Source organism: Pseudoduganella sp. RAF19, from assembly GCF_052114165.1.
Classification (GTDB): domain Bacteria; phylum Pseudomonadota; class Gammaproteobacteria; order Burkholderiales; family Burkholderiaceae_D; genus Rugamonas.
In genome coordinates this window covers 57,734-81,796 of the sequence record NZ_JBFREF010000007.1, presented here as the reverse complement: position 1 = coordinate 81,796, position 24,063 = coordinate 57,734, and the positions used below count along the sequence as shown (strand labels likewise).

26 protein-coding genes are annotated in these 24,063 nt (G+C 61.3%); 8 read left to right on the top strand and 18 right to left on the bottom strand.

Going from position 1 to position 24,063, the window contains the following annotated elements:
• The first annotated feature begins 6 nt into the window (after window positions 1–6).
• The gene (locus tag AB4Z19_RS19575) at window positions 7–384 is read left to right on the top strand and encodes an SWIB/MDM2 domain-containing protein (RefSeq protein ID WP_442030200.1); all 378 of its coding nucleotides are present in this window, start codon (window positions 7–9) and stop codon (window positions 382–384) included.
• Window positions 385–531: 147 nt separating this feature from the next.
• On the top strand, window positions 532–1,725 hold the full coding sequence (locus AB4Z19_RS19570; RefSeq protein ID WP_442035823.1) for an MFS transporter: 1,194 nt from the start codon (window positions 532–534) through the stop codon (window positions 1,723–1,725).
• Here AB4Z19_RS19570 and AB4Z19_RS19565 read toward each other — a convergent pair whose 3' ends face one another.
• From AB4Z19_RS19565 to AB4Z19_RS19555, 3 genes are read right to left on the bottom strand one after another with little or no spacing between them, the layout of a single operon-like run.
• Window positions 1,726–2,316 carry a hypothetical protein gene (locus AB4Z19_RS19565; RefSeq protein ID WP_442028510.1) on the bottom strand — a complete coding sequence of 197 codons (591 nt, stop codon included), beginning with the start codon at window positions 2,314–2,316 and terminating at the stop codon, window positions 1,726–1,728.
• Window positions 2,304–2,963, bottom strand: a complete 660-nt coding sequence (locus AB4Z19_RS19560; protein ID WP_442028511.1) for a lytic transglycosylase domain-containing protein — start codon at window positions 2,961–2,963, stop codon at window positions 2,304–2,306. The genes AB4Z19_RS19565 and AB4Z19_RS19560 overlap by 13 nt, the downstream gene beginning before the upstream one ends.
• Window positions 2,963–4,687 carry a proline--tRNA ligase gene (locus AB4Z19_RS19555; protein ID WP_442035822.1) on the bottom strand — a complete coding sequence of 575 codons (1,725 nt, stop codon included), beginning with the start codon at window positions 4,685–4,687 and terminating at the stop codon, window positions 2,963–2,965. The genes AB4Z19_RS19560 and AB4Z19_RS19555 overlap by 1 nt, the downstream gene beginning before the upstream one ends.
• Window positions 4,688–4,880: 193 nt before the next feature.
• Here AB4Z19_RS19555 and AB4Z19_RS19550 point away from each other — a divergent pair, with 193 nt between their 5' ends.
• Window positions 4,881–5,513 carry an RNA pyrophosphohydrolase gene (locus AB4Z19_RS19550; protein ID WP_442035821.1) on the top strand — a complete coding sequence of 211 codons (633 nt, stop codon included), beginning with the start codon at window positions 4,881–4,883 and terminating at the stop codon, window positions 5,511–5,513.
• Between the two features lie 54 nt (window positions 5,514–5,567).
• The gene (locus tag AB4Z19_RS19545; RefSeq protein ID WP_442028317.1) at window positions 5,568–5,993 is read left to right on the top strand and encodes a DUF1841 family protein; all 426 of its coding nucleotides are present in this window, start codon (window positions 5,568–5,570) and stop codon (window positions 5,991–5,993) included.
• Between the two features lie 81 nt (window positions 5,994–6,074).
• On the opposite strand, the gene AB4Z19_RS19540 is transcribed toward AB4Z19_RS19545, so the two are convergent.
• The 6 genes from AB4Z19_RS19540 to AB4Z19_RS19515 form a co-directional block, all read right to left on the bottom strand.
• On the bottom strand, window positions 6,075–6,455 hold the full coding sequence (locus AB4Z19_RS19540; protein ID WP_442028319.1) for a hypothetical protein: 381 nt from the start codon (window positions 6,453–6,455) through the stop codon (window positions 6,075–6,077).
• Between the two features lie 2 nt (window positions 6,456–6,457).
• Window positions 6,458–6,718 (bottom strand): hypothetical protein, encoded by a 261-nt coding sequence (locus tag AB4Z19_RS19535; RefSeq protein ID WP_442035820.1) that lies wholly within the window; start codon window positions 6,716–6,718, stop codon window positions 6,458–6,460.
• On the bottom strand, window positions 6,694–7,152 hold the full coding sequence (locus tag AB4Z19_RS19530) for a hypothetical protein (RefSeq protein ID WP_442028323.1): 459 nt from the start codon (window positions 7,150–7,152) through the stop codon (window positions 6,694–6,696). The genes AB4Z19_RS19535 and AB4Z19_RS19530 overlap by 25 nt, the downstream gene beginning before the upstream one ends.
• Complete coding sequence (locus AB4Z19_RS19525) at window positions 7,149–7,829, bottom strand: hypothetical protein (RefSeq protein ID WP_442028324.1); 681 nt, start codon at window positions 7,827–7,829, stop codon at window positions 7,149–7,151. Before AB4Z19_RS19525 ends, AB4Z19_RS19530 begins: the two co-directional genes overlap by 4 nt.
• 84 nt (window positions 7,830–7,913) lie before the next feature.
• Window positions 7,914–8,255: a c-type cytochrome gene (locus tag AB4Z19_RS19520; protein ID WP_442028326.1), complete on the bottom strand. Its 342-nt coding sequence runs from the start codon at window positions 8,253–8,255 to the stop codon at window positions 7,914–7,916.
• Window positions 8,256–8,265: 10 nt separating this feature from the next.
• On the bottom strand, window positions 8,266–8,589 hold the full coding sequence (locus AB4Z19_RS19515) for a c-type cytochrome (RefSeq protein WP_442028328.1): 324 nt from the start codon (window positions 8,587–8,589) through the stop codon (window positions 8,266–8,268).
• A gap of 285 nt (window positions 8,590–8,874) precedes the next feature.
• Between AB4Z19_RS19515 and AB4Z19_RS19510 the strand changes: the two genes are divergently transcribed.
• The 3 genes from AB4Z19_RS19510 to AB4Z19_RS19500 are packed head-to-tail and all read left to right on the top strand — an operon-like array spanning window position 8,875 to window position 11,485.
• Window positions 8,875–9,729 carry an AAA family ATPase gene (locus AB4Z19_RS19510; RefSeq protein WP_442035819.1) on the top strand — a complete coding sequence of 285 codons (855 nt, stop codon included), beginning with the start codon at window positions 8,875–8,877 and terminating at the stop codon, window positions 9,727–9,729.
• Window positions 9,729–10,316, top strand: a complete 588-nt coding sequence (locus tag AB4Z19_RS19505) for a GNAT family N-acetyltransferase (protein ID WP_442022934.1) — start codon at window positions 9,729–9,731, stop codon at window positions 10,314–10,316. Before AB4Z19_RS19510 ends, AB4Z19_RS19505 begins: the two co-directional genes overlap by 1 nt.
• Window positions 10,316–11,485 carry a vWA domain-containing protein gene (locus AB4Z19_RS19500; RefSeq protein ID WP_442022935.1) on the top strand — a complete coding sequence of 390 codons (1,170 nt, stop codon included), beginning with the start codon at window positions 10,316–10,318 and terminating at the stop codon, window positions 11,483–11,485. Before AB4Z19_RS19505 ends, AB4Z19_RS19500 begins: the two co-directional genes overlap by 1 nt.
• A 38-nt stretch (window positions 11,486–11,523) precedes the next feature.
• Here the strand turns inward: AB4Z19_RS19500 and AB4Z19_RS19495 are convergent, their stop codons facing one another.
• The 9 genes from AB4Z19_RS19495 to AB4Z19_RS19455 all read right to left on the bottom strand — a co-directional run bounded on the left by AB4Z19_RS19495 (window position 11,524) and on the right by AB4Z19_RS19455 (window position 21,823).
• Window positions 11,524–11,721, bottom strand: a complete 198-nt coding sequence (locus AB4Z19_RS19495) for a hypothetical protein (RefSeq protein WP_442022936.1) — start codon at window positions 11,719–11,721, stop codon at window positions 11,524–11,526.
• Window positions 11,722–11,831: 110 nt separating this feature from the next.
• Window positions 11,832–13,517 (bottom strand): outer membrane beta-barrel protein, encoded by a 1,686-nt coding sequence (locus AB4Z19_RS19490; protein WP_442035818.1) that lies wholly within the window; start codon window positions 13,515–13,517, stop codon window positions 11,832–11,834.
• 105 nt (window positions 13,518–13,622) lie between these two features.
• Complete coding sequence (gene kdpE / locus AB4Z19_RS19485) at window positions 13,623–14,333, bottom strand: two-component system response regulator KdpE (protein ID WP_442035817.1); 711 nt, start codon at window positions 14,331–14,333, stop codon at window positions 13,623–13,625.
• Window positions 14,330–17,122 (bottom strand): two-component system sensor histidine kinase KdpD, encoded by a 2,793-nt coding sequence (gene kdpD, locus AB4Z19_RS19480; RefSeq protein WP_442022939.1) that lies wholly within the window; start codon window positions 17,120–17,122, stop codon window positions 14,330–14,332. Before kdpD ends, kdpE begins: the two co-directional genes overlap by 4 nt.
• 7 nt (window positions 17,123–17,129) lie before the next feature.
• Complete coding sequence (kdpC, locus tag AB4Z19_RS19475) at window positions 17,130–17,699, bottom strand: potassium-transporting ATPase subunit KdpC (protein WP_442022940.1); 570 nt, start codon at window positions 17,697–17,699, stop codon at window positions 17,130–17,132.
• A gap of 9 nt (window positions 17,700–17,708) precedes the next feature.
• Window positions 17,709–19,823 (bottom strand): potassium-transporting ATPase subunit KdpB, encoded by a 2,115-nt coding sequence (gene kdpB, locus AB4Z19_RS19470; protein WP_442022941.1) that lies wholly within the window; start codon window positions 19,821–19,823, stop codon window positions 17,709–17,711.
• A gap of 16 nt (window positions 19,824–19,839) precedes the next feature.
• Window positions 19,840–21,645, bottom strand: a complete 1,806-nt coding sequence (gene kdpA, locus AB4Z19_RS19465) for a potassium-transporting ATPase subunit KdpA (RefSeq protein WP_442035816.1) — start codon at window positions 21,643–21,645, stop codon at window positions 19,840–19,842.
• A complete protein-coding gene (gene kdpF / locus AB4Z19_RS19460; RefSeq protein WP_442022943.1) occupies window positions 21,645–21,734 on the bottom strand; it encodes a K(+)-transporting ATPase subunit F in 90 nt (29 codons plus the stop codon). Before kdpF ends, kdpA begins: the two co-directional genes overlap by 1 nt.
• A complete protein-coding gene (locus AB4Z19_RS19455; protein WP_442022944.1) occupies window positions 21,731–21,823 on the bottom strand; it encodes a potassium ABC transporter ATPase in 93 nt (30 codons plus the stop codon). Before AB4Z19_RS19455 ends, kdpF begins: the two co-directional genes overlap by 4 nt.
• Before the next feature lie 225 nt (window positions 21,824–22,048).
• On the opposite strand from AB4Z19_RS19455, the gene AB4Z19_RS19450 reads away from it, so the two are divergent.
• Window positions 22,049–24,046: a DNA topoisomerase IV subunit B gene (locus tag AB4Z19_RS19450; protein WP_442022945.1), complete on the top strand. Its 1,998-nt coding sequence runs from the start codon at window positions 22,049–22,051 to the stop codon at window positions 24,044–24,046.
• The last annotated feature ends 17 nt before the right edge of the window (window positions 24,047–24,063 follow it).

The following is a 24,063-nucleotide window of genomic DNA, read 5'->3' as shown; positions in this document are numbered from 1 at the left end:
TCGAATATGGCAACAGCCAAGAAAACCCCAGCAGCACCAGCAAAGAAAGCCGCAGCCAAACCAGCCGCCAAAAAGGCAGCACCGGCTAAAGCAGCAGCAAAACCAGCAGCAAAGAAAGCAGCGCCTGCTGCCCGCAAGCCAAACGCAGCATTCATGAAAGCCATGACGCCTTCGTCCGCACTGTCCGCGGTGGTCGGTTCCGCTCCGCTGCCACGCACCGAAGTGACCAAGAAAGTGTGGGACTACATCAAAAAACTGAACCTGCAAGATGCAGCAAATCGCCGCATGATCAATGCCGACGACAAGCTGAAGGCCGTATTCGGCGGCAAATCGCAGGTGTCCATGTTCGAAATGACCAAGCTGATCTCCGATCACCTGAAATAAAGCCTCCGGCTGTTGCAGCCGCTAAAAAGCCCCGATGCTCCGCGCTCGGGGCATTTTTTCTTTTATGGGGTCAGGCACTAAATGGTACATAAGCTCGCTTGCAAAGCGAGCTTATGTACCATTTAGTGCCTGACCCCATCGCGAAATATGAAGCCTCAGCTCATCGCCCTGCCTCTCGCCAGCCTGACTGCGGTTGGCCTGCTCGCTTCCGATCTTTATCTGCCAGCTTTGCCTGCCATGGGCGCGGAACTGCATGCGTCCGTGCCGTCGGCGCAGGCGACGATGGCGCTGTTCATGATTGCGCTGGCCTTGTCGCAGCTGGTGTGGGGCTGGGCGGCGGATCATTTCGGTGACCGCACCACCATCCTGTTCGGTACGGCGCTGCTGGCAGGCGGCAGCCTGCTGTGCGCGCTTGCGCCGGACATTGGCGCCATGCTGGCCGGCCGGCTGGTGCAGGGCCTGGGCGCAGGCGCTGCTACGGTCGCCGTGCCCGCCTTGATCCGGCGCCGCTTTTCCGAAGCCGATTCTGTCAAGGCCCTGGCGATGGTGGCAATGGCGGAATCGACCATCCCCGCATTAAGTCCGGCAGTTGGTGCAGCGATCGTGCTGTATGCCGACTGGCGCGTGACGTTCTGGGTGATTACCGCCTTGTCGCTGCTGTTGATGCCGTTGGCCGCGCGCATTGTCGGCAGTTCCCCCGCCAAGCGCACAACGTCGCGTCTTGGCGCTGATCGTGGCGCGCTGTTACTGGTCTACACGCCTTTGCTGCGCAACCGCGGCTATCTGCGCTTTGCGCTCAGTTATGCGCTGATGTTCGGCGCCCTGCTGATGTTCGTCGCCAGCGCGCCGGTCATCGTCACGTTGTCGATGGGGCTGAGCATTCGCGCTTTCGCGGTGCTGCAGATCTGCGGCGTGCTGGCCTTCATGGGTGGCGCGACGGTAGCCATGCACCGCGTAACGCAATGGGGGCCGGAAAACCTGCTGCGTACAGGCAGCGGACTGCAGATGCTTGCCGGGTTCATCATGACCTGGCTGGCGTGGGAGGACAGCTTCAATCACCTGGAGCTGACTGCATTGTGGGCGCTGTTCTGCGCGGGGCTCGGCATCCGCGGACCATCCACCATGGCAGGCGCGCTTCAGGCTGCGGGAGAAGACGCCGGGAAAGGCGCCGGTTTGACGATGTTCCTGTCCTTTGCCGCAGTGGCCGGCGCCACCATGCTGGTAGCGCCTCTGCTGCCGCTTGGCCTGCTTTGGCCAGCGGTTCTGCTGACAGCCATGTCCGTGGCCAGCACCATACTGCTGCCCGAGTCGATCCGCACCTGGGAAGTCGGCAAACGCTGATTAGGGCTTATCCGGATACCATGCTACCGGCACGCGGCGGACCAACTTCAGCCGCTGGCCGGTCCACTCATAAAACGAAATGCCGCGCAGCTTTGGATCTTCGTTCGGCATGCCGATCAACACAAGCAGACGGCTGTCCGCTTTGAAGCGCAAGGCTCCCGATCCATGCCAGTCGCCACCCGGCAGCAAGTCCTGATGCACGTTGACCGCGACATTCGTGGCGATGTGGTCGAAATAGACCTTCCCTGTGCGGGTGTCGATGAAGGCGAACATGGTGCAGTCCGTACCGCAACCCCACTTGGCAAGTGTGTAGTGCCCTGCAAAATTGGGGCGTTCCTTGCCCCACTCCTTGATCTGCGTGCGGAACAGGCGCGACTCCGCGCTGGCGCGCCAATGGGTTGGCGCCAGAGGCCCCAGGTAAATCGTGGCCGGGTAATTTTCGAAGCGCGGCGCGTCGGCGGGATAGTGAGACGCGCGAATGGTGAACTCGTTGTAACCCTCGTCATCGCCCGCGCCGGGCTGCCTGGCGGCCGCGCCCAGGCTCAAGGTCAGCAAGGCGGCGCAGCACAGATAGCGGATTACATTTTCCATTTGTTCCAGGCCGCGAGCACGGCGTTGGGATATTCGGGACGTCCGCGGCTGCCGTTGTAGCGGCCCAGAGCCATGAACAGGTTGCCGCCTTCCATGTCGAGGTACATGCGCAGGATGGCGCAGCCGTAGCGCAGGTTGGTCTGCATATTGAACAGCTTGCGGCGGTCGCTGTCGCCAATGATGTTGGTCCAAAACGGCATCACCTGCATATAGCCGCGCGCGCCGACGATCGACACCGCGTATTTGCGATAGGCCGATTCGACCTGGATCAGTCCCAGCACCAGCCCCGGATCGAGTCCGGCGCGGCGTGCTTCGTACCAGGCGGTTTCGAGGAATTCGCGGCGCTGCATTTCATCCGGCAGCTTGCGTGTGAGCCGGCCGGACATCGCGGTGAACCACACGTCGTAGGACGCCTTGTCGGCCGCATTGGCAAACGCCGGTTTGGGCGGATGCGCATCCAGAATCGCGTTCGACAGCGCCAGCCGCACCGAGTCGGCCAGCGCTTCTTCCTGCTGGTTGCCGGCAAAGCCGAAGGGCGCCGTCAGCACGCCGGCCGAGAAGGCCAGCACATGCCACCAGCGCAGCGGCCGCGCCCACCAGCGGCGGCGTTCGCGGCCGGTGCGGGGCGGCTTGGCTGCGGCGGGCATCACTGCTGCACTTTGGCCTTGACGAAGGAGACGATGTCGGCCAGCGGCACAGGCGTGGCTTCGGCATCGCGGCGGCCCTGATATTCCAGGTTGCCTTCCTTCAGGCCACGCTCGCCGATCACGACGCGGTGCGGCACGCCGATCAGTTCCCAGTCCGCGAACATGGCGCCCGGGCGCAGGCCGCGGTCGTCCACGATCACGTCGATGCCGGCCGCTTGCGCCGCGGCGTACAGTTTCTCCGTTTCCTCCTTCACCAGCTCGGAGCGGTCCATGCCCATCGGGCACAGCACCAGTTCGAACGGGGCCAGCGAGGTCGGCCAGATGATGCCCTTGTCGTCGTAGTTCTGCTCGATCGCAGCGCCCAGGATACGGGTGATGCCGATACCGTAGCAGCCCATCTGCAGCGGAGCAGGCTTGCCGTTTTCGTCCAGGTAGGTGGCCTGCATGGACTGCGAGTAGGCGGTGCCCAGCTGGAACACGTGGCCCACTTCGATGCCGCGCTCGATCGCCAGCACGCCTTTGCCGTCCGGCGAAGGATCGCCTTCCACCACATTGCGCAGATCGGCGATGATCGCAGGCTCGGCCACGTCGCGGCCCCAGTTGGCGCCGGTGAAGTGGAAATCGGCTTCGTTGGCGCCGGTTACGAAGTCGGCCATCAGGGCCACGGTGCGGTCAGCCACCACGGTGACAGGCGCCTTGGTGCCGATCGGCCCCAGGTAGCCCGGCACGCAGCCGTACACTTCCTGAATTTCGGCTTCGGTCGAGAAGCGGTTCTGCGCCAGGCCCGGCACCTTGCTGGCCTTGATTTCGTTCAGCTCGTGATCGCCGCGCAGCAGCAGCATGAAATATTCCTTCTTGCCGTCTTCCTTTTCCACAGTTAGGGCGATGGTCTTCAGGGTCTGCTTCAGGTCGATGTTGAGCAGCTTGGCAACCTCTTCGCACTTGGCCGCTTTCGGCGTGGAAGTCTTGGTCAGCGCAGCCGATGCGGCGGCACGGGTGCCGGTAGCGATGGCTTCAGCCGCTTCGATATTGGCCGCGTAGTCCGAGGTCGGGCAGTAAATCAGCGCGTCTTCGCCGGTGGAGGCGATCACGTGGAATTCATGCGAGCCAGTACCGCCGATGGCGCCGTTGTCCGCCGCCACGGCGCGGAACTTCAGGCCGAAGCGGGTGAAGATGCGGGTGTAGGCGTCGTACATGATCTGGTAGGACTTCTGCATGCCTTCCAGGTCGCGGTCGAAGGAATAGGCATCCTTCATGGTGAACTCGCGGCCGCGCATCAGGCCGAAGCGTGGACGGCGCTCGTCGCGGAACTTGGTCTGAATGTGGTAAAAATTCAACGGCAGCTGGCGGTAGGATTTGATCTCGCCGCGCACCACGTCGGTGATCACTTCTTCCGAGGTCGGCTGGATGGCGTAGTCGCGGCCGTGGCGGTCTTTCACGCGCATCAGCTCAGGACCCATCTTGTCCCAGCGGCCAGTCTCCTGCCAAAGCTCGGCCGGCTGCACCAGCGGCATCAGCAGCTCGATGGCGCCGGATTTGTTCATTTCTTCGCGCACGATCGCTTCGACCTTACGGATCACTTTCAGGCCCATCGGCATATAGGTATAGATGCCGGAACCCAGGCGTTTAATCATACCTGCGCGCATCATCAACTTGTGACTTACGATCTCTGCGTCAGAAGGCGCTTCTTTGAGTGTAGAAATAAAAAAACGGGAAGCACGCATAACGGTGAATTCTTTTTAAAAAGAGAGAGTTATAATCGACCTAATTTTAAAGGATTAGCTGGTCGATGCGTCCAAACTTTATACAAATGAGCGCAATTGCAAGCTTGCCGGACCGTTTACGACGGCCCGGCGGCGGGTTTTGTAGCCAAAAATATAAGAGGAAGGCTCGGCCACAGAAAGTTTGAGGTGCAATATGCTCGATCGGGAAGGGTTCCGCCCCAACGTCGGCATCATCCTGCTCAACGCCAATAACGAGGTGTGGTGGGGCAAACGGGTGCGCGAGCATTCGTGGCAGTTTCCGCAAGGTGGCATTAAATACGGCGAAACGCCTGAGCAGGCGATGTACAGGGAGTTGGAAGAAGAAATAGGTTTACGTCCGGAGCACGTCAAGATTATCGGCCGCACGCGCGACTGGCTGCGTTATGAAGTGCCGGATCACTTCATCAAGCGGGAAATCCGCGGCCATTATCGTGGCCAGAAGCAGATCTGGTTCCTGTTGCGAATGTGCGCGCGCGATAATGAAATCAATCTGCGCTTGACCGACCACCCGGAATTCGATGCCTGGCGCTGGCATGAATACTGGGTACCGCTGGATGTAGTCATTGAGTTCAAACGTGAAGTTTACCAGCGCGCCTTGCAGGAGTTATCCAGGTTCCTCACCTGGCCTGCGCATGGGGACCGCCGGCATGCCTCGCGTTACCTGCGCCAGCCTCACGGCCAGCGCAACGGCTCCCCGCAGCAGCGGGACAAGCCGCAGCAGCCGGTGATTGCGCCCCCGGCGGAGCCAATCAGTTGTGCGGCTCCCCAACTGGCGGAGAAGGACTAAGCGAAAACGCAGCCCCCCGGGCTGCGTTTTTTTTAAGCGCGTATAATGGCGGCCATGTTTACGCCGTCCTCCAATGACGTTCGCCGTTTCTTCTGCGAAGTCTTCCGCAAGCACCACGCCAAAGAAATCCTCACCCCGCTGGAAGCCATGGCGCTGGACTGGGTTTTGCAGCATCCCGAATATGACGACACGCTAAAGGATGCCGAAGAAGCCGTCGCCCGCGATTACTCGGTCGAAGGCGGACAGGCCAATCCGTTTTTGCATTTGTCCATGCACCTGTCGATCGCAGAACAAATCTCGATCGACCAGCCGCGCGGTATCCGCGCCGCCTACGAAGCGCTGGCGCGCAAGCTCGACTCGACTCACGAAGCCCATCACCAGATCATGGAGTGCCTGGGCGAGATGATCTGGGACTCCCAGCGCCGCGGCGTTCCGCCGGACGGCGAAGCTTACGTGGAAGCCGTCAAGCGCCGTCTCTGATACCGATCAACGCCGCACGCGCCGTGCGCCAGGTTGACCATGCCGATGTCAGCCCGATTGCGATCATCGTCAGAACTGCAATCATTGTTTGCGCCTTCTCAGCACGCCCGCAATCATCAACTGGATCGCCCCCGCAAAAGCCGCGATGACCAGCTCGCCGCTCGCGGCTAGCGCCAGATCGCCAATCGCCGCGATTGCTGTCAGCAGCCAGTAGGCGCGCTTCTGCGCGAACCAGCCACTGACGGCGAGCGCCGCCAGCAGCAGCATCGTCACAAGCCAAAACGGCGCGTCGTAGCCAAGCTCCGATCGCATCAGCAAAGGAATGCCGAGCGCGCCCATGAACGCTGCATTTTGCATCTTCTCCATGCCGGGTCTGATCGCGCCGGGCGCGCGCATAAAATGCCGGGCCAGCTCCGCGCCAAATGTGTGGACGAGCGCCACGATCATGATCGATATCGCCATGGCTAGATTTCGTCGATATAGCGGTACGCCATGAGCGCGCCCATTACTGCGGCAAAACTCAAGGAAACAAGCACCGGCTCGGACTCGGTCATAAAGGGCAGAATGAGCCCCGGCACGGCGCCGGCAATTCCGCCCATCAGTCCTAAGGCGCAGGCCTTGTACCAATTGTCCGGCCGCCCCATGTGATGCCAGGCCAAAGTGCCAGCAACAACCGAGATCAGAAGGGCTGCGCCCATCGTCAATGCGGTAACTTGCTTGTCCATGCTCGACGCTCCATTAAATAGCAAACCACTACAACGACAATCCCGGCAATCAATGCCAGTGCCGCCACCTCCCACACCGCCAGCTTTTGTTCTACCGGCACCGCGGACAGCAGCCAGCCCAGCGCTGGATAAGCAAAACCATAAGCAGCGCGCACCTTGAAAAGGCGGCAAATCAGCATGTGGAATATTGCGCAGACGAAGCCTGCGCTCCAGGCGAACGTGCGATAGTTCATCAGGCCGGATTGCAATTCCAGCTGTGCCTGCCGCGGAAAGGTCTGCATCACAATGAACAGCAGCAATCCAAACAACGCGCCGAACACCACAATTCCCCTGCCCTGCTCGCGCGTCAGCGACCGGAATCTGATGAGGAAATAGCCCAACGCCGAAAATGCCAGCAATGCGCAAATTGCGCTGATAATCCGGTATGTGGTCATGCGCTTGGTAAGGAGCAGTTGAGCCAGAACTCAATGTTCCATGAAAAGTGGGAAACGCCATCCGGCTCGAATTCGTCCAGCTGTAAGGCGTAAGCCCAGAACATACTGCCGGCCGCAATGCCCCGCCGGCGTGCGGCCGCATTGATCATCGCCTCTGAGTAATATTTCTTCTTGCCGAAATGCTGGGCAAGGTCATTGCCGACTTTTCCGGCGAGTTCCAGCTTTTCTTCGATTGAGAACGGATGAGTCATCAGGCCTCCAGTTCCGGATATACTAGCAATAGTTTCCATGGGGAAAACTATCGCATTCCCACTGTTGACTTTTGACAACACGCGCACTGTGAAAAACTCAGCCAAAGCCGCGTCATCGCTCCTGCTCTCCCTGCTGGCGGGCTGCTCCAATAATTGGACCGCGGCCATGCAGCTGACACTTGATGCCGGCAGCGCCAGGCAGCCGCTCACGGTCAGGCTGCAAGTAGCCTCGGTGACGAGTTCACCGGGCTGCTGGACGGAGACTGTCTGGAAGTGCGAATCCGGCAAAGTTCGAAGTTGAACAACCGGATTTCGATCACGGTTCTTGAGCCCAAAGGGCAGACCTTGGGCAGCGCGAGCACCAATGATCTGGCCAACCGCGCATTCGACATCCCGCTCGCTGGGACGGGGACCGTGACCGTCCAACCCGGCGCGAAGTGCCGCTAAGCCTGCAATGGACGCAAAAAAGCCCGCACTCGGCGGGCTTTTCTAAGGCAGATCGAAGAACGATCAGCGGTGGGTCACCAGCGAACCTGGCAGCGAGTGCAGGTAGGCGGCGATGTCCTTGATGTCCTGGTTGGTCAGCGGCTTGACCTGGCCGGTCATGATCGCGTTCGAACGGCCGTTGGCGCCGTCGCCGCGCTTGTAGGCGGTCAGGGCATGCTGGATGTAGTCCTGGTGCTGGCCAGCCAGCTTAGGATAGGACGGATCGATCGGGCTGTTGAAATCCTTACCGTGGCAGGCGGCGCAGCTGTACTTTTCAGTCAGGGCCTTGCCGGCGTCGATATTGCCACCAGCCATGGCGCTGAACGACACTGCGGAGCAGAACAGAGCGGTAATCAGTTTTTTCATGGTCAGGGCCTTATTTCTGCTGGGAGTAGTAAGCGGCGATGTCGGCGATGTCCTGGTCGGACAGGCTCACAGCGATACCCTTCATGGATGGGTGCTTACGCTCGCCCTTCTGATAGCCCTTCAGAGCGTTTTCAATGTACTTGGCATTCTGACCGCCAATCTTCGGCACTTGGAACACTTCCGGGAAAGTCGCTTTGTAGCCACCTTGAATGCCGTGGCATCCAATACACATTTCGATCTTGGCTGGAGCAGCTTTCGGGTCCCCAACGATGTCCGCGGCTGCGGCTGCGTGGGCAACGCCTGCGAGCACGAGAAGTGCGAAGATTTTTTTCATAGTTTGGCTTTAAATCAGTTGTAATCGGATACGCCTTGCTCAAAAACCTAGGCTTTTACGCCCTAACCTGCGATTCTACTTCACAAATTAGCCACCCGTCCATATTGCATGTCAAGGATACATTTTCCGCGTTGGCGCCTTCCGGAAAATCGCCGAACAACTGGGCAGCGGCAATCTCCGGCACATTAGAAGCAGCCCTCGAAGAGGCCAAGGCCCTCGCCCACCGCTTACTGGGAGATCTGTAGAATATGGCTATCACTGACTTATTTACCAGGGAAGCCATCCATGCAAGCACCCCAGCGTTTCGAGGGTTCGGACAATTATGTCGCCACCAATGACCTGAAACTGGCGGTGAATGCCGCCCTGACCTTGCAGCGTCCCCTGCTGATCAAGGGCGAACCGGGCACCGGCAAGACCATGCTGGCCGAGGAAGTCGCGGCCGCGCTGAACATGCCGTTAATGCAGTGGCATATCAAATCGACCACAAAGGCCCAGCAAGGCCTGTATGAATATGATGCGGTGTCCCGCCTGCGCGATTCCCAGCTGGGCGACGAGCGCGTGCGCGACATCCACAACTACATCGTCAAGGGCGTACTGTGGCAGGCCTTCACCTCGCCCGAGCCGGTGGTGCTGCTGATCGACGAGATCGACAAGGCTGACATCGAATTCCCCAACGACCTGCTGCGCGAGCTGGATCGCATGGAATTCTATGTCTACGAAACGCGCGAAATGGTGACCGCGCGCCATCGTCCGCTGGTGATCATCACATCGAACAATGAGAAAGAGCTGCCGGACGCCTTCCTGCGCCGCTGCTTCTTCCACTACATCAAATTCCCGGACAAGGATACGATGGAAGCCATCGTCAAGGTCCACTATCCGAACCTGAAGCAGGAATTGCTGGCGACCGCGCTGCAGACTTTCTACGAAGTGCGCGAAGTCTCTGGCCTGAAGAAGAAACCATCGACTTCCGAATTCCTGGACTGGCTCAAGCTGCTGATGGCCGAAGACATTCCGCCGGAGGCCCTGCGCAGCGAGGACCAGAAGGCCATCGTGCCGCCACTGCACGGCGCCCTGCTGAAGAACGAACAGGACGTGCACCTGTTCGAGCGCCTGATCCTAATGTCGCGGGCGAATCGCTGATGATCAACGTTGAACCGGTCACGCTGGAACTGGACGGCATCCGCCTGGAGCCGCTCGATCCCCAGCACGCGCAGGGCCTGCTGGCCGCGGCGCAGGATGGCGAGCTATGGAAGCTGCGCATCACTTCCGTGCCCGAGCCGGAGCAGGTATCGCAATACATCGCCACCGCACTGGAAATGCGCCCTTCCCGCATGGCCTGGGCCGTGATCGATGCTGCTAGCGGCGACGTGCTGGGCACTACCAGCTACCACGACATCATGCCTTCCGTGGACCGCGTGGAGATCGGCTACACCTGGTATCGCAAAAGCGCCCAGCGCAGCCACGTCAACACGACCTGCAAGCTGATGCTGCTGACGCACGCCTTCGATACGCTGGGCTGCGCCGTGGTCGGCTTCCGCACCGATAACTTCAACCACGCCTCGCAGAACGCGATCGAACGTCTCGGCGCGAAAAAGGATGGCGTGATCCGCCACCACTTGCGCCGCCGCGACGGCACCGTGCGCGACACCGTCATGTACAGCATCATGCACGGCGAGTGGCCGGAAGTGCGCGCCCATATCCAATACCTGCTTGACCGGAGGGCGTAATGCTCATCGACTTCTTCTTCGCGCTGAAAGACGCGAAAATCCCCGTCACCATCAAGGAGTTTCTGACCTTGCTGGAAGCGATGGAGAAGCAGGTGCTGCAGCCTTCGCTGGACGACTTCTATTACATGTCGCGCCTCTGCCTCGTCAAAGACGAAGCGAATTACGACAAGTTCGACCGCGCCTTCGGCCTCTACTTCAAGGGCATCAACAGCGTGTTCGACACCAAGGGCGAGATCCCGCTGGACTGGCTCCTGCAGCGCATGAAGCGCGAGCTGACCGACGAGCAGATCGCCCAGTTGGAAAAATTCGGCTACGACAAGCTGATGGACCGCCTGAACGAACTGCTGAAGGAGCAGAAGGAACGCCACGAAGGCGGCAACCGCTGGATCGGCACTGGCGGCACCTCGCCCTTTGGCAACGGCGGCACCAATCCGGAAGGCATCCGCATCGGCGGCAAGGGCGGCAACCGCACCGCGGTCAAAGTGTGGGAACAGCGCGCCTACAAGGATTACGATTCTGAACGCGAACTGGGCACGCGCAATATCAAGGTGGCCTTGCGCCGCCTGCGCCGCTTCGCGCGTGAAGGCGCGCACGAAGAACTGGCGCTGGATCAGACCATCCGCGCCACCGCCAACAACGCGGGTTGGCTGGACATCAAGATGCAGCCCGAGCGCAAGAACAATATCAAGGTGTTGATGCTGATGGACGTGGGCGGCACCATGGACGACCACATCGAACGCACCGAAGAACTGTTCTCGGCCGCGAAGTCCGAGTTCAAGAACATGGAGTTCTTCTACTTCCACAACTGCGTCTATGACTACCTGTGGAAACACAACCGCCGCCGCAACTCCGAGCGCTTCGCCACCTGGGACGTGCTACGGAAGTACACGCCCGACACAAAGCTGATCTTCGTCGGCGACGCCACCATGAGCCCCTACGAAATCCTGCAACCGGGCGGCTCGGTCGAGTACAACAACGAGGAAGCCGGCAGCGAATGGCTGACACGCTTCACCAACACCTTCCCCAAATTCATCTGGCTCAATCCCGAACCGGAAGGCCTGTGGCAATACCGCCAGTCCATTACCGTGATCCGCCAGCTGATGAACAACCGCATGTTCCCGGTCACGATCGAAGGCCTGGAACGGGCCATGCGGCTGCTGAGCAAATAATCGCCGCCGGCTGGCGTGATCCCATTGACTGAACTGGCTTACGGCGGGTTTCCTGCCGCGCAGGACCGATCGGCCGGACATGAAGAAACGCTAGCTGAGTGTGCGAGCTGCTGGTTCAGCCAGGGCGTGGAAGTGGCGCGCGGGCCGTGATCGAGCGGCAGCTTGTGCGGCGCCGGTTCAGTGGAACAAGCGGTCGTCATCGCGGCCAGCACCGCAAGGCGGAAAAATACTTTCATGTAAAACTCCATAGCCGGGTAGGCAGAAAAAGCGGCCACGCCCCGGATCAGGGCGTGACCGAAAGACCGCTACGGTCGGGTGAGATCGTAACGGCTGTCGCTACAACAAATCAGAAGTGCACGATCACGTCCATCGCCACCATGGTCTGCGATTTGGAACCAGGCGTGACCACGTTGCCGCAGCCGGCGGTGCCGGCTACCGGGCATGGATTATCGAATGCAGGAACGCCAGCGCTTTCGTGGCGGATTTCAGGACGCAGGGTGATCGCCTTGCCCAGCCAGTGATTCCAGCTCAGGGTGAATTCCTTGTAGCGGGTGGCGAAACCGGTGCGCTGGCCGTTGATATCGTTCAGGATATCGGTGCGGAAAATGAAGTAATCACGTGGCGTAGGCTGGTACGAGATGTAGTTCACGAACGCCCACTCCTTGGAAGTGCAGGTCACGCCATCGTTCGGACCGCAGCCACGGCCGCCCATTGCGCCGAACGGGCCACCAACGCTGTTGCTGCTGCCGAAGTAGGAATTCCACACGCCAGGGCCGTCAGGATTCGACATGTTCGGCGTATTCTTCTGCCGCATGTAATACGCTTCGCTGGACATATGCCATTGGTCGTTGAACTTGTGGTACCAGGTCACGACCTGTTGCTGTAGGTTGTTCCAGCCAAAGTTGCCGCTGTTGATGCCGTTCATGCACGGATAAATCGCATCGTTGCCGGAGTCGGAAGTCCACTGCACGCAGGCGGTGCCGGACAGCTGCGCGCCATACTGCTTGCCCGCATTCGGATTCGGCACTTCAACGCCGGCTGCGTTGGTATATGTCGCAGGCACGGAGCGGCGATACCATGGCGCCACGTCGTTACCGGCATGGACGCCAGCCTGCACGGTCCAGTTCTTGTTCAAGCGAATGGTCGCGATGGCGCCTTCCTGGGTAAATGGGTCGTAGGTGTACAGCAGCGAATGCGTGTAGGTGTAGTTGTTCGGCGCCAGCTGGGCTTCAATATCCGGGATCGAGATATAGCGGCCAACACGCAGGATCATGCCGTCCGCCACGCCGGGGAAGTAGCCTTCGATGTATGCCATCGGGATGTCGTAGCCGTACTTCTGGATCTTGTTGTTCGCGTTCGAGAACTGGTTGCTGAACAGGCCGCGCGAGAAGGTGTACTTGGTATCGGTTCCCCACACGCCAGCCAGGCGGAAGCCCCAGTCGAAGTGGTCCTTCTGCACCACGTCCGGTGTGCGCTCAACGTACAACGCGACCTGGTCCATCTGCGCAGTGTTGCCCTGGTAGGCGTAGGCGGCCGGGAAGTTGCCTCCGGTGCCGTTGGCGCCGTTGTACCTGGTGTGCGAGGTGCTTCGGTTGAAGCCAGCGTTGGCCCAGCCATAGACGGTCACGCGGCTGTCTTTCCACGCCTTGCCGTTGGAGCCGCACCACAGGGCTTCCATCAACGGGCCGTAATACTGGTTGTCGTAGCCGATCACTTCGGTGCCGCCAATCGGCCATGCGGTGAACGGGAATGGTGGGCTGGATTCTGGAGGCGGCGCATAGCCTTCGCGCCAGGTCGGTGCTGCGTCGGCGGGGTCACCGTTCCAGGCCAGGTAGTCCTTGTAGCTGCTGGCGAAACGCTCGCTGAACGAACGATTCGCCGAACCAGCCGCGCAACCTTCGGCCGCGCCGCCGCTTGCCTGCTCCTGCTGGGTGACCGGGGCTGCCGTGGTGGCCGCAGCCTCGGTTTGCGCGAAGACGGGGGCTGCGCTCATGGCGATCATACCCAGTCCTGCGATGCACAACTTCTTCATTCTTTGCTCCTTTGGTTAGGTCTTTCGACGCGGAGCAAAGCTTATCAATGGGGGTATAAAAACGATGCAAAAAGACCGATAGGCCCTGTAAACACGGCGTAAAAACTATGCCGGCAGTTGCAGGCGATAGCCAACCGCCGTCTCGGTAATCAGGTAGCGCGGCTGCGCGGGATCGTCTTCCAGCTTGTGGCGCAGGTGGCCCATGTAAATGCGCAGATAGTGGCCGTTCTCTGCTTGCGCCGGCCCCCATACGGCGCGCAGCAGCTGGGGATTGGTCATCACGCGGCCCGCATTACTGACCAGGACCGACAGCAGGCGGTACTCGGTCGGCGTCAGATGCACGCTCTCTCCACCCTTGGTGACGCGGCGGTTCTGCAAATCCACGCTCACTTCGCCGAAGTGCACCAGGCCAGCGCTGTCGGCGGCCGGTTGCCGCTGACGGCGCAAGGTGGCGCGCACGCGGGCCAGCAGCTCGCCTACGCCAAAGGGTTTGGTCAGGTAATCGTCGGCGCCCGCATCGAGCGCTTTGATCTTGTCATCTTCCGCTACGCGGGCCGACAGCACGATGATCGGCACCGTGGACCATTTGCGCAAGTCGGCAATCAGGTCTGTGCCATCACCGTCCGGCAGGCCCAGATCGAGCACGATGAGGTCCGGCTTGCGTGTGCCTGCATCGATCAGGCCGCGCTGCATATTGACCGATTCATGCACTACCCAGCCTTCGTCTTCCAGCGCACCGCGCACGAAGCGGCGAATCTGGGGCTCGTCTTCAACGATCAGGGCAATTGGCGCAGGTTCTGTCGCTCGCGTGTTCACTCTGTTACTTCTCCTGTTTGTTCCGCGTCGAGGTCCGGCATGGCGGGCGGTGTGCCCAGCGGCAGCGAAAAGACAAACGCTGCGCCGCCGGCTGGCGACTTCGTTGCGCAAATCCTGCCGCCGTGGGCCTCGACAATGGCGCGGCAAATCGCGAGGCCCAGCCCAACCCCTGGCTTGGCCGACTCGCGCTCGCCACGCGTGAATTTCTCGAACAGGGCCTCCTCTCGTCCATGCGGAAGGCCCGAGCCGTTATCGTACACCGTCACGTCGGCATTGGCGCCGTTGATGGCTGCCGTCACCGTGATATGCGAGCCCGCCGGCGTGTACTTGGCTGCGTTTTCCAGCAGATTGCACAGAACGCGCTCGATCAGCACGGCGTCGAAGTGCAGCAGCGGCAGGTCGTGCGGCAGGCGCGCATCGACTGCATGGCCTTGCAGCAGGAAGCCGCTGTGGCGCAGCGCGCTGCCGACGACTTCTTCCAGGCTTTGCCACTGAAGGTTGAATTTCACTTCACCGCTCTGGATGCGCGCCATGTCCAGCAGGTTGGCCACCAGTGTGCTCATGCGGCGCGCTTCGTCGCGCAGTGTGTTTGCCAGTTCGATCTGCGCTTCCGCCAGCGCGGGTTTCGAGCCGGCCAGCGATTCGGACAGGCCGACCAGCGTTGTCAGCGGCGTGCGCAGATCATGCGATAAGGCCGCCAGCAGCGAGTTGCGCAGACGCTCGGATTCCATGCTGACCAGGGCGTTTTGTGCGACTTCGATGTAGTGCACGCGCTCCAGGGCGATTGCGGCAAGGGCGCCGAAGATGTCCAGCTGCTGCCGCTGCTCGGGGATCAGAATCCAGCGCCGATGTTCGGGCTCGATGGCCAGCACGCCACGAGTGCGCATGGGAGCAACCAGCGGCAGGTAGAAGATTGCGCTGGCGGGCAGCGTGTCAGTACCCAGGCCAGCGCTTTCGGCGTGGTCGAAGGCCCATTGGGCGATGCCGATGTCCAGCGAAGGCGTGCCGGCGGTGGCCGCGGTGGTCGCAGCGGCGGCGGCGGCGGCGGCGGTGGCGGTTCCGGCGGCGGTTATGGTGGCGCTCAGGTCCGGCAGGTGCAGGCGGCCATCGTTATCCGGCACCAGGAGCGTGGCGCGGGCGCGGAAGGCGCGCTGGATGAAGCTGCGCGTGATGTCGAAAATCTGCTCCGTCTGAAGTGCAGCCGATAGTTCGCGTGCGAACTCGTACAGCGCGCGCGAACGCGCCTCGCGGTGCGACGCTACGCGCGCCTGGAAACGCAAGTCCGCCGTCAGGTGTCCGGTAATCAGGCCGACAACCAGCATAACGCCAAACGTGATCACATACTGGAAATCCGAAATCGCCAGCGTGAAGCGCGGCGGCACAAAGAAGAAGTCGAAGCAGGTCACGCTGACGCAGGTAGCCAGCACCGACGGGCCGCGTCCGAAACGTACTGCCACCAGCACCACTACCAGCAGGAACAGCATGGCAATGTTGGCCAGGTCCAGATAGGTCAGCAACGGCGTCGCAGCCAGCGCGGTAAGCAAGCTGGCCGCCGCCGCAACTGCGTAGCCGATCGCGCGCCGCTTAGCCTGTCCCGGAATGGCTTCAGGATCTTCGGCGGCGCGCTGAGGGCGCGACGGCGCTTCTTCACGTCCCTGCCCTACCGCGATCAGGTCGATCTCCGGCGCCAGCCGCGCCATGCGCTTGTGATGTGGTTCTCGCCACGGCCAGGTTGGATGCGCGCGCCCCACTGCAATCTTGGAGAGGTTGTGGCTGTGCGCATATTCCACCGCCGTCGCAGCGATATCCTGCCCCGCCAGCACGGCAGTGGTGGCGCCAAGATCCTGCGCCAGCTTGAGCGTTTTCAGGATGCGCTCACGCTCTGGCGCAGCCAACCGCTGCAGCGATGGCGTTTCAACATAGATCGCATGCCACTCGCCGCCCAACTGCCCGGCCAGCCGCGCCGTGCTGCGCACGACCTGCTCGGCGCCGGGACGCGGCCCCACGCACGCCAGCAGCGCGGCACCCGTCTTCCAGATCGGTCCAATGGATTTCTCGACGCGATAGGCGCGAACATCGTCCTCGATACGGTCGGCGGTGCGGCGAAGCGCCAGCTCGCGCAATGCGATCAGGTTCCCTTTGCGGAAGAAATTCTGCGAGGCGCGTTCGGCCTGCGGGCCTTTGTACACCTTGCCGCCCTTCAGCCGCGCCAGCAACTCGTCCGCGGGAATATCGACCAGCACGACTTCGTCGGCTTCATCGAACACGGTATCCGGCACCGTCTCGTTGACGCGGATGCCGGTGATGCCGCCGACGACATCGTTCAGGCTTTCAAGGTGCTGTACATTGACCGTCGTGAAAACGTCAATGCCGGCATCGAGCAGTTCCTCAACGTCCTGCCAGCGTTTTGGGTGGCGCGAGCCGGCCGCATTGGAGTGGGCCAGTTCGTCGACCAGGATCAGCGGCGGCTGGCGTTCCAGCGCGGCGTCCAGGTCAAATTCGCTAATGCGTTTGCCACGGTAATCGATGGCTTTGAGGGGTAGCACATCCAGCCCCTCCAGCATGGACGCCGTCTCGTTGCGTCCATGGGTTTCGATCACGCCCACCAGCACGGGCTGGCTGTCAGCCTGCAGCTTGCGTGCGGCAGCCAGCATTGCATAGGTCTTGCCCACACCGGCGGAAGCGCCGAAGTAGATGCGAAGGCGGCCTCGCGCCGCCTTTCTTTCCTGGGCCTGGACCTGGGCCAGTAGTGCGTCCGGGTCCGGGCGTTGACTTTCAGTAGGAATCATCCTGTGATTATAGGCGCTCCAGCGCCAGATTCAGCGCCAGCACGTTCACGCGCGGCTCGCCGAAGAAGCCAAATAGCTGCCGCTTCGCATTTGCCTCAATCAGCTTGCGCACCTGCACCGGCCCGACGCCACGCGCAGCTGCGATGCGCGGCACCTGGTACTGCGCGGCAGCCAGGCTGATTTCAGGGTCCAGGCCACTGCCTGAAGCGGTAACCAGATCGACTGGAATTGGCGCTTTATTGGACGGATCGGCAGCCTTCAGCGCATCGATGCGTCCTTTAACTGCTTCAAGATAAGCCGGATTTGCCGGGCCGAGATTAGAGCCGCTGGAGCCCGAAGCGTTGTTCGGCATAGGGCCGGTGGCCGACGGGCGGCCCCAGAAGTATTTCGGCGAAGTGAAAGCCTGGCCGATCAGCATGGAGCCAACCGGCTTGCCATGCGCTTCAACCAGGCTGCCTGCCGCCTGCTGCGGGAAGGCCAGGTTGCCGATGCCGGTAACAGCCAGCGGATAAAGCAGGCCGCAGATCAGGGTCAGGCCAGTAAATACCGCAAGAGCGGGACGAATGACGGATTTCATGGTCGCTCCTTATACAAAGTTAAAGGCTGCCAGCAGCATGTCGATCAGCTTGATGCCGATGAAAGGAAGGATGATGCCGCCCACGCCATACACCAGCAGGTTACGGCGCAGCAGCGCGGTGGCGCCAATGGCACGATAGCGAACACCCTTCAGCGCCAGCGGAATCAGGAACACGATGATCAGCGCGTTGAAGATCACGGCGGACATGATCGCGGACGACGGGCTGGCCAGGCGCATCACATCCAGCGCCTTCAGCTGCGGATACGTGCCAACGAAGGCCGCCGGAATGATGGCGAAGTATTTCGCAATGTCGTTGGAAATCGAGAAGGTGGTCAGCGAGCCGCGTGTCATCAGCATCTGCTTGCCGATTTCCACGATTTCCAGCAGCTTGGTCGGGTTGGAGTCCAGATCGACCATATTTCCCGCCTCCTTCGCGGCCTGGGTGCCGGAATTCATGGCCACGGCCACGTCGGCCTGCGCCAGCGCAGGGGCGTCGTTGGTCCCGTCGCCGGTCATCGCTACGAGGCGGCCTTCGCCCTGGTAGTTGCGGATCAATTTCAGTTTGTCTTCCGGAGTGGCTTCGGCCAGGAAGTCGTCCACGCCAGCTTCAGCAGCGATGGCGGCGGCGGTCAGCTTGTTATCGCCGGTGATCATCACGGTCTTGATGCCCATGCGGCGCAGTTCAGCAAAACGCTCCTTGATGCCGCCTTTGACGATGTCTTTCAGTTCCACGACACCGATCACGCGGGCGCCTTCGCATACCACCAGCGGCGTGCTGCCGCGGCGCGCCACATCATCCACGATGCGCGCCACTTCGGCCGGGTAGGCTTCTCCCATGCCTTCCACGTGGCGCTTGATCGCTTCCGCCGCACCCTTGCGGATCTGGCGCTCGCCGATGTCCACGCCGCTCATGCGGGTATTGGCGGAGAACGGGATGAACAGCGCATGCAGGCTGGCCATCTCGCGTTCGCGGATATTGAACTTCTGTTTGGCCAGCACGACGATGCTGCGGCCTTCCGGTGTTTCGTCCGCCAGCGACGCCAGTTGCGCCACGTCGGCCAGCTGCTGCTCGCTCACGCCTGGCGCCGGGAAGAAGCCGGAAGCCTGGCGGTTGCCGAGCGTGATGGTGCCGGTCTTGTCCAACAGGAGCACGTCCACGTCGCCCGCTGCTTCAACAGCACGGCCGGAAGTGGCGATCACATTCGCCTGCATCATGCGGCTCATGCCTGCCACGCCGATCGCGGACAGCAAGCCGCCAATCGTGGTCGGAATCAGGCAGACCAGCAGCGCAATCAGAACGGTGATGGTGACCGGCGTACCGGAATGCGCAGCGTCCACCGAGAACAGGGAGAACGGCAGCAAGGTCACGGTGACGACCAGGAACACGATGGTCAGCGCCACCAGCAGGATGGTCAGGGCGATCTCGTTGGGCGTTTTCTGACGGCGTGCACCTTCCACCATGGCGATCATGCGGTCCAGGAAGGTTTCGCCGGGATTGGCAGTAACCAGCATGACCAGCCAGTCCGACAGCACGCGCGTACCGCCGGTGACGGAGGAGAAATCGCCACCCGATTCGCGGATCACCGGCGCCGATTCTCCTGTGATGGCGCTTTCGTCCACCGAAGCCACGCCTTCAACCACCTCGCCATCGATCGGAATGATATCGCCCGCTTCGACCAGCACGTACTGGCCCTTGCGCAGTTCATTGGCATTGCAAGGCAGCCAGGGGGTGCCATGTTTGCCGGACTGCAGACGCTTGGCGGTCACGCTCTGCTTCAAGCCTCGCAGCGTTGCGGCCTGCGCCTTGCTGCGGCCCTCGGCCAGTGCTTCGGCAAAGTTTGCGAACAAGACCGTGAACCACAGCCAGACGGCAGTAGCCAGAATAAAGCCCGCTGGCGCCTCGCCTTCGCCGCGCAAGGCCTGGACGTAGAGCAGCGTGGTGATGATGCTGCCCACGTAAACCACGAACATCACAGGGCTGCGCAGTTGAATGCGCGGGTCCAGTTTGCGGAAAGCGTCCGCGATGGCGGGGCCGACCAGACCGGAGTCGAAGAGCTTGAGGCTCTTGCCCGGCGTGGCGGAAATCTGTGCCAGGTCCGAGCCCGGCGTTTGTGCTTGCGACATGATGCTTCCCTCGCGATTATTTGCTGAATACCTGCAGATGCTCGACCACAGGGCCAAGCGCCAGCGCAGGTACGTAATTGAGCACGCCAACCAGGATCACGACGCCGATCAGCAGGCCGACAAACATTGGACCGTGCGTTGGCATGGTGCCGGAGTTGGCTTCCAGGCGCTTCTTGCCCGCCAGCGAGCCCGCGATGGCCAGGATCGGCACGATCATGGCGAAGCGGCCGAACCACATGGCGATGCCCAGCATCCAGTTATAGAAAGGCGTATTGGCGGACAAGCCGGCAAACGCGCTGCCGTTGTTATTGGCGGCCGAGCTGAAGGCGTACAGGATTTCGGAGAAACCATGCGCTCCCGGATTCGCCATGCCGGCCTTGCCCACATCGAGCATCACGGCGATCGCGGTACCGGCCAGCACCAGCGTCGGCGTGACGAGGATGGCGATGGAGGTCATCTTCATCTCATACGACTGGATTTTCTTGCCCAGATATTCCGGCGTGCGGCCAATCATCAGGCCTGCAATGAACACAGCCATGATGGCGAAGATCAGCATGCCGTACAGGCCGGAGCCCACGCCGCCGAACACCACTTCGCCCAGCTGGATCAACAGCATCGGCACCATGCCTCCCAGCGGCATGAAGGAATCGTGCATGCCGTTGACTGCGCCGCAGGACGCAGCCGTGGTCACCGCTGCAAACAGTGCCGAAGCGTTGATGCCGAAGCGGGTTTCCTTGCCTTCCATATTGCCGCCCGATTGCATGGCGGTGGTGTGCTGGTCCACACCAAGGGCTTGCAGCGCCGGGTGGGCTTGCTGCTCGGCGGCGAACACGCACAGCGTCATGACAACAAAGATCGCAGTCATCGCGGCCAGCACAGCCCAGCCCTGGCGGCGATCGCCCACCATGCGGCCGAAAGTGAAGCACAGCGCCGCAGGAATCAGGAAGATCGCCAGCATCTGCACGAAGTTGCTTAACGCGGTCGGGTTCTCATATGGATGCGCCGAGTTGGCGTTGAAGAAGCCGCCGCCGTTCGTGCCCAGCATTTTGATCGCTTCCTGCGATGCGACCGGCCCCATCGCGATGGTCTGGGTACTGGTGGTCAGGGTTTCCAGCACCGGCTGCCCCTTGGCATCCAGCACCGGCTGGCCGGCCGCGTCGTTCTTCGGCTGGCTGTAGGTGACCGCGTCCATCAGGTGCACATCCTGATAGGCGGAGAAGTTCTGGATCACACCCTGGCTCGTTAAGAACACGGCAAACACCAGCGACAGCGGCAGCAGCACATACAGGCTGGAGCGCGTTACGTCGGCCCAGAAATTGCCGATGGACCTGGCCGAGCGCGAGCTGAAACCGCGGATCAGCGCAAAGGCCACGGCAATGCCGGTCGCCGCGGAGAAGAAGTTCTGGCAAGTCAGCACCAGCATCTGGGTCAGGTAGCTCATGGTCTGCTCACCGCTGTAGCCCTGCCAGTTGGTGTTCGCCACAAAGCTCACGGCCGTATTGAAGGCCGAATCGGGGCTGACGTTCGCCATCGATTGCGGATTGAGCGGCAGCCACGCTTGCACGCGCTGCAGGCCGTAAGTGACCAGCGCGCCCAGCGTATTGAAGACCAGCAGGGCGACGGCATACGCCTTCCACCCCATGCCCTCCCCGGCTTTCACGCCGGCGACACGGTACAGCGCACGCTCAATGGGACCGAGCCAGCGCATGCCGGGCACGGCGCCGCCCTCACCCACGCGCGCCAGCAGCGCGCCGAGTGGCCAGGACACCGCCAGCAGCACGGCCAGGAAGACGATCAGCAGAATAATGGCCTGGGCGCTCATCACAGATCCTCCGCCTTCAGCAAGGCATAAACCAGATAGACCAGCAGGCCGGCGGACGCCACGGCGCCCAGCAGATAGAACGCGCTCATTGCGGGCCCCCCAGCTTGTCGCAGCCTGCGGCGAATGCCCAGGTCACGACCAGGAAGCCCACGATTGCGCCGATGAACACAACATCCATTCTTGTCCTCGCAACAGGGGTAGTTTCGATGGTTCCAGCTTATCGAGCGAGGTCTAAAGATGGTGTAAAGACTTGGAGATGTGGTGTAAACAAGGCGTAAACGCCGCATAATTATTCAAATGACAAGTGATACTGTATAAAAACACACTATCCACTTGCTACACCCCCGTCGGTTAAGGATAGAATGCGGAGCGTCCGTGTTTAACCAAAACCGCAACTCCAAGTATGGCCACTAAAAAACCAGTATCCGACTACAGCGAATCATCCATCCGCGTCCTCAAGGGCCTGGAGCCTGTCAAACAGCGCCCCGGCATGTACACGCGCACGGAAAACCCGCTGCACATCATCCAGGAAGTGATCGACAACGCCTCTGACGAGGCGCTCGGCGGCCATTGCAAAAATATTATCGTCACGCAGAATGCGGACGGCTCCATCACGGTGGAAGACGACGGCCGCGGCATCCCGGTCGGTCTGCACCCTGAAGAAAACGTGCCGACGGTGGAAATCGTCTTTACCCGCCTGCACGCAGGCGGTAAATTCGACAAAGGCTCGGGCGGCGCTTACGCCTTCTCGGGCGGCCTGCACGGCGTTGGCGTGTCGGTGACCAATGCGCTGTCCAAGCGCCTTGAGATCTCCGTCTGGCGCAAGGACGACGCGGGTAACGGCTTCCACCATCTGGCCTTCGAAAACGGCGACCTGGTCGAACCACTGAACTCGCAGCCGGCGCCGAAAGACGGCAAGAAGTCCGGTACCCGCGTGACCGCCTGGCCGGATCCGAAGTATTTCGACTCGCCGCTGATCTCGCAGGTCGAGCTGCAACGCCTGCTGCGCTCCAAGGCCGTGCTGCTGCCGGGCGTGTCGGTCACGCTGAAGAACGCCAAGAACGGCGACGAGCAGACCTGGATGTACAAGGATGGCCTGCGCGGCTACCTGAACGAACAGCTGGCCCAGACCTCGAACGGCGAAACCATCGTCCCCCTGTTCGAAGGCGAGCAGTTCGCCACGCCGGACGCTGAAGGCTTTGCCGAAGGTGAAGGCGCATCATGGGTGGTGGCATGGACCGAGGAAGGCGGCGTGGTGCGCGAGTCCTACGTCAATCTGATTCCAACGCCAAACGGCGGCACCCACGAATCCGGCCTGCGTGAAGGCCTGTTCGGTGCGATGAAGAATTTCGTCGAGCTGCACTCGCTGCTGCCGAAAGGCGTGAAGCTTCTGCCGGAAGACGTGTTCGCACGCGCTTCCTTCGTGCTGTCGGCCAAAGTGCTGGACCCGCAATTCCAGGGCCAGATCAAGGAACGCCTGAATTCGCGTGATGCGGTGCGCCTGGTGTCCACCTTCTCCAAGCCTGCGCTGGAGCTGTGGCTGAACCAGCACATCGACTACGGCAAGAAGCTGGCCGAACTGGTGATCAAGCAGGCCCAGTCCCGCCTGCGTTCCGCACAAAAGGTCGAGAAGAAGAAGTCTTCCGGCGTGGCCGTGCTGCCGGGTAAGCTGACCGATTGCGAAACCGACGACGTGACCCGCACCGAATTGTTCCTGGTCGAGGGTGACTCGGCAGGCGGTTCGGCCAAGATGGGCCGCGACAAGGAATTCCAGGCCATCCTGCCGCTGCGCGGCAAGGTGCTGAACTCCTGGGAGACGGACCGCGATCGCCTGTACGCCAATAACGAGATCCACGACATCGCCGTGGCAATCGGTGTCGATCCGCACAACTACGGCGAGTCGCCGGACCTGAGCGGCCTCCGCTACGGCAAAATCTGCATCCTCTCCGATGCGGATGTCGACGGTTCCCACATCCAGGTGCTGCTGCTTACCCTCTTCTTCCGCCACTTCCCGGCGCTGATCGAGAAGGGCCATATCTGCGTGGCGCGTCCACCACTGTATCGCGTGGATGCACCGGCGCGCGGCAAGAAGCCGATCCAGAAGCTGTATGCGCTGGATGACGGCGAACTGGTGGCGATCGAGGACAAGCTGCGCAAGGATGGTCTCAAGGATGGATCGTGGACCATCTCCCGCTTCAAAGGCCTGGGCGAAATGAATGCGGAGCAGCTGTGGGAAACCACCATGAATCCGGATACCCGCCGCCTGCTGCCGGTGTCGCTGGGCGACTTCGATCACAGCTACTCGTCTTCCCGCTTCAATATGCTGATGGGTAAAGGCGAAGCCGCCGCCCGCCGCGCCTGGATCGAGGAACATGGCAATGAGGTGGAAGCTGATATTTAAACCAACAGCGTGAAGCT

Bases quoted from the DNA above. Each gene is read 5' to 3' on its own strand.
- AB4Z19_RS19510 (WP_442035819.1), top strand. From the start codon at position 8,875: ATGCAAGCACCCCAGCGTTTCGAGGGTTCGGACAATTATGTCGCCACC.
- AB4Z19_RS19545 (WP_442028317.1), top strand. From the start codon at position 5,568: ATGTTTACGCCGTCCTCCAATGACGTTCGCCGTTTCTTCTGCGAAGTC.
- AB4Z19_RS19500 (WP_442022935.1), top strand. From the start codon at position 10,316: ATGCTCATCGACTTCTTCTTCGCGCTGAAAGACGCGAAAATCCCCGTC.
- AB4Z19_RS19550 (WP_442035821.1), top strand. From the start codon at position 4,881: ATGCTCGATCGGGAAGGGTTCCGCCCCAACGTCGGCATCATCCTGCTC.
- kdpB (WP_442022941.1), bottom strand. From the start codon at position 19,823: ATGTCGCAAGCACAAACGCCGGGCTCGGACCTGGCACAGATTTCCGCC.
- AB4Z19_RS19490 (WP_442035818.1), bottom strand. From the start codon at position 13,517: ATGAAGAAGTTGTGCATCGCAGGACTGGGTATGATCGCCATGAGCGCA.
- kdpC (WP_442022940.1), bottom strand. From the start codon at position 17,699: ATGAAATCCGTCATTCGTCCCGCTCTTGCGGTATTTACTGGCCTGACC.
- AB4Z19_RS19540 (WP_442028319.1), bottom strand. From the start codon at position 6,455: ATGGCGATATCGATCATGATCGTGGCGCTCGTCCACACATTTGGCGCG.
- AB4Z19_RS19530 (WP_442028323.1), bottom strand. From the start codon at position 7,152: ATGACCACATACCGGATTATCAGCGCAATTTGCGCATTGCTGGCATTT.
- AB4Z19_RS19450 (WP_442022945.1), top strand. From the start codon at position 22,049: ATGGCCACTAAAAAACCAGTATCCGACTACAGCGAATCATCCATCCGC.
- AB4Z19_RS19565 (WP_442028510.1), bottom strand. From the start codon at position 2,316: ATGGAAAATGTAATCCGCTATCTGTGCTGCGCCGCCTTGCTGACCTTG.
- AB4Z19_RS19575 (WP_442030200.1), top strand. From the start codon at position 7: ATGGCAACAGCCAAGAAAACCCCAGCAGCACCAGCAAAGAAAGCCGCA.
- AB4Z19_RS19455 (WP_442022944.1), bottom strand. From the start codon at position 21,823: ATGGATGTTGTGTTCATCGGCGCAATCGTGGGCTTCCTGGTCGTGACC.
- kdpD (WP_442022939.1), bottom strand. From the start codon at position 17,122: ATGATTCCTACTGAAAGTCAACGCCCGGACCCGGACGCACTACTGGCC.
- kdpA (WP_442035816.1), bottom strand. From the start codon at position 21,645: ATGAGCGCCCAGGCCATTATTCTGCTGATCGTCTTCCTGGCCGTGCTG.
- AB4Z19_RS19515 (WP_442028328.1), bottom strand. From the start codon at position 8,589: ATGAAAAAAATCTTCGCACTTCTCGTGCTCGCAGGCGTTGCCCACGCA.
- AB4Z19_RS19555 (WP_442035822.1), bottom strand. From the start codon at position 4,687: ATGCGTGCTTCCCGTTTTTTTATTTCTACACTCAAAGAAGCGCCTTCT.
- AB4Z19_RS19505 (WP_442022934.1), top strand. From the start codon at position 9,729: ATGATCAACGTTGAACCGGTCACGCTGGAACTGGACGGCATCCGCCTG.
- kdpF (WP_442022943.1), bottom strand. From the start codon at position 21,734: ATGAGCGCGTTCTATCTGCTGGGCGCCGTGGCGTCCGCCGGCCTGCTG.
- AB4Z19_RS19535 (WP_442035820.1), bottom strand. From the start codon at position 6,718: ATGGACAAGCAAGTTACCGCATTGACGATGGGCGCAGCCCTTCTGATC.
- AB4Z19_RS19560 (WP_442028511.1), bottom strand. From the start codon at position 2,963: ATGCCCGCCGCAGCCAAGCCGCCCCGCACCGGCCGCGAACGCCGCCGC.
- AB4Z19_RS19520 (WP_442028326.1), bottom strand. From the start codon at position 8,255: ATGAAAAAACTGATTACCGCTCTGTTCTGCTCCGCAGTGTCGTTCAGC.
- AB4Z19_RS19570 (WP_442035823.1), top strand. From the start codon at position 532: ATGAAGCCTCAGCTCATCGCCCTGCCTCTCGCCAGCCTGACTGCGGTT.
- AB4Z19_RS19495 (WP_442022936.1), bottom strand. From the start codon at position 11,721: ATGAAAGTATTTTTCCGCCTTGCGGTGCTGGCCGCGATGACGACCGCT.